Origin of the sequence: Streptomyces sp. adm13(2018) (genome assembly GCF_008042145.1) — a bacterium.
In the GTDB taxonomy this organism is placed as follows: Bacteria; Actinomycetota; Actinomycetes; order Streptomycetales; family Streptomycetaceae; genus Streptomyces.
In genome coordinates, this window is record NZ_RDBH01000272.1 from 1 (window position 1) to 3,329 (window position 3,329).

Annotated in this window: 2 protein-coding genes; both read left to right on the top strand. The window is 76.1% G+C overall.

The annotated features are described in order from the left end of the window. The first annotated feature begins 184 nt into the window (after window positions 1-184). A complete protein-coding gene (locus EAO70_RS36500; RefSeq protein ID WP_187284205.1) occupies window positions 185-1,372 on the top strand; it encodes a 4-hydroxybenzoate 3-monooxygenase in 1,188 nt (395 codons plus the stop codon). Window positions 1,373-1,474: 102 nt separating this feature from the next. Beyond that, window positions 1,475-3,193 (top strand): methyltransferase, encoded by a 1,719-nt coding sequence (locus EAO70_RS36505; protein ID WP_148007075.1) that lies wholly within the window; start codon window positions 1,475-1,477, stop codon window positions 3,191-3,193. The last annotated feature ends 136 nt before the right edge of the window (window positions 3,194-3,329 follow it).

Consider the following 3,329-nt stretch of genomic DNA (forward strand, 5'->3'; position numbering starts at 1 on the left):
GCGTACCCGTACCCGCGCCCGTACCCACGCCCGCACACCCGGCCCCCGCCGCCCCGTACGCCCCCTCGGCAGAATCCTTTACTCGCTCTGCGGCATTCGGGTGATATTCAGCGCCCGCTGACTTACCCCGCCCCTAAGATCCACTCTCGTGACAGAACGTCAACGCCCCTTACGTGCACCCGACATGACACGCGCCGCCGACGTGGTCATCCTCGGCGCGGGCCCCGCCGGACTGGTCCTCGGAAACCTCCTCCTCCGCAGCGGCGTCGACTGCGTCGTCCTGGAGCGGGCGAGCCGCGAGCACGTGCAGCAGCGGGCGCGGGCCGGCTTCCTCGTCCCGCACACGACCCGGGTGCTGGCCCGGCACGGGCTCGACGAGGGCCTGCGGAAGCGCGGGCAGGCGCACGGCGTCTGCGAGTTCCGCACCGAGGCCGGCCGGTTCCGCCTCGACTACGCGCACCTCGGCGCACGCGAGCCGCACACGGTCTACCCCCAGCACGACCTCGTCACCGACCTCGTCCGCCTCTTCCTCGCGGCCGGCGGGCGGATCCGCTTCGAGACCGAGGCCGTGGACGTGACCGGCCTCGACGGACCCCGCCCCTCGGTGACCGTACGGGAGCCGGACGGCGGCACCGCGCACTGGCGGGCGCGGTACGTCGCCGCCTGCGACGGCCGGTACGGCGCGGGCCGCCGCTCGCTGCCGCCGGGCGCGGTCCGGCGCCACCACCGCGACCACGGGGTCTCGTGGCTGGGCCTGCTGGCCGAGGCGCCCCCGAGCCTGGACGCCGTCGGCTACGCCACGCACGCCCGGGGCTTCGCCGGTCACATGGCGCGCTCGCCCGAGGTGACCCGCTACTACCTCCAGTGCCCGCGCGGCACCGTCCCGGACGACTGGTCCGAGGAGCGGGTGTGGGACGAGCTCGACCTGCGGATGCGGGCCGAGGAGTTCGGGCCGCTGACCCGGGGGACCATCCTCCGGCGGACGGTGGTCGACTTCGAGTCGGACGTCCTCGAACCGCTGCGCCACGGCCCGCTGTTCCTGGTCGGCGACGCGGCGAGCCTGATCAGCCCGTCCGCCGCGAAGGGGGCCAACCTCGCCGTCCTGGAGGCCGAACTCCTCGCCGAGGCCCTCGCCGACGACCTGCTGCGCGGGGACGCGAGCGGACTGGACGGGTACTCGGAGCGGTGCCTCGCGCACATCTGGCGGGCGCAGGAGTTCTCGCACTGGATGATCCAGCTCCTCCACCGGGTGCCGGGCCCCGACGGCACGACCTCGCCCTTCCAGGAGGGCCTGCGGCACGCGCGGATGGCGGCGCTGCGGAGTTCCCCGGCCCAGCAGGCCTGGTTCGCCGAGAACTACGTCGGCGTCTGACCCCCCTCGGAGCGGACGGGGGCAACCCCCTGCCCTCCAGCCACCCCAATCGTCCCCTTTCCTTGCGTTTCCTCCCGTTTCTTCCCCGAAGGAAGCCCCACCATGACGAGCACCACCCCGGTCGCCCCGGCAGCCGGCGTCCCGACGCCCACCGCCTCCGCGGACGTCGAGCGGCTGCGGGCCGCCGCCGCGTTCGTACGGGAGCAGGAGACGTCCGATCTGCTGGCCCGCGTCCTGCCCGGGCTCGACGGCCCCGAGCTGCGGGCGACGGCCGAGCGGTGCCGGTTCGCGCACGCCGCGCTGCTCGTCTCCCCGCCCGACGAGCGGGTCCTGCGGGCGGAGCTGGCCGCCGCGGGCCTGTCCCCGGACGGGGAGGCGCGGCCGAGCGTCGTGGTGCGGGAGCGGCTTGCCGCACGGCACGGGCTGGCCGCCGGGGAGCTGGACGTCCGGATCGTCCGGCCGGCGGTGCACGGTCCGGGCGGCGAGCGGCGGGCGGTCGAGGTGTTCGTGCTGACCGACCCGGCCGGCACGGCGGCGGCGGTCGCCGCCGAGGAGCGGACCGCCGACCGGGAGGCGCACCTGGCCTTCGACGTCGAGCGGCCGGACCCGCTGGTGCTGCGCGGGCTGCGGGCGGGCTTCCTGCGGTACGGCGCGCGGCCGGACGGCGGCGGCTACAACCCGCACGAGGACGGGACCGTCTTCTACTTCGCCGCCCCGGAGGAGACGAAGACGCCCTATCGGCGGGTGGAGCTGTACGCGCGGGGCGACCACCGGGACGTGCTGGCCGAGCACCTCGTGGAGCGCGGCGCCGCCCACCCGGCGGAGACGCTCCTGCGCCTGCTGACGGGCGCCTGGACGACGCAGGCCCTCGCGGCGTGCGCGGAGCTGCGGCTGCCGGAGGCGATGAGCCCGTCCATCGCACGGAAGGCCGAGGAGCTGGCGCCGGTGGTGGGGGCGCGGCCGGAGAACCTGGCGACACTGCTGCGCCATCTCGCGATGTCGGGCGTCGTGGCGGAGGCCCCCGGCGTAGGGGGCGCGTACCGGCTGACGGAGGCGGGGCTGCTGCTGCGGGAGGACGTGGAGGGTTCGGTGCGGGCGCTGGCCCTGATGTACGGCGGGCCGTTCTACGAGTCCTTCGGCCGGCTCGCGCACACCGTACGGACGGGGCAGCCGGGGTTCGAGGACCGGTACGGCGAGAACCACTTCGACCACTTCGCGCGCGATCCCGAGCTGGCCGACCGGTTCGACCGGTCCATGACGGCGAGCGCGCCGATGTTCGACCCGCTGCCGGAGCACCCGGTCGTCACGGCGGCGGCCGCCGCCGGGGGCCGTACGGTCGTGGACATCGCCGGGGGGACCGGGGAGCTGCTCGGGCGGCTGCTCACCGCGCACCCCGCCCTGCGCGGCGTCCTCCTCGAACGCGCCCACGTCGTGGCGGCGGCCCGGGACCGGCTCGGCGCGCTGGCGGACCGGTGCGCCTTCCGGACGGGGGACTTCGCGGACGTGCCGTCGGACGGGGACGTGTACGTGCTCTCCCGGGTCCTGCACGACTGGGACGACGAGCGGTGCCGGACGATCCTGCGCCACTGCGCGGCCGCGATGCCGCCGGAGGCCGATCTGCTGATCGTGGAGCGGCTGCTGCCGGTGGACTCCGCGCCGTCCCTGGCGACCGCGTGGGACCTCCACATGATGTGCAACACGGGGGGCCGGGAGCGGACGGCCGCCGCGTACGCCGGGCTGCTCGCCGACGCGGGCCTGACCCTCGTGGGCCACAGCCCGCTCCCCCTGGAGGCCCACGTCCTGCACGCGCGACGGGGGTAGGCGCCGCCCGGGCGACCCGGGCGCAACCGGCGACCGCCTCACCCRGACCGGCGCCCCGGGCGCGACCACCGGCTCAGGCGCACCCCCGGCGCCTCACCCGCCCCCACCGCTTCACCCGGAAGGGTCGGCCACCGGC

Excerpts from the sequence above, each read along its gene's own strand:
- EAO70_RS36500 (WP_187284205.1), top strand. The coding sequence starts at position 185 with ATGACACGCGCCGCCGACGTGGTCATCCTCGGCGCGGGCCCCGCCGGA.
- EAO70_RS36505 (WP_148007075.1), top strand. The coding sequence starts at position 1,475 with ATGACGAGCACCACCCCGGTCGCCCCGGCAGCCGGCGTCCCGACGCCC.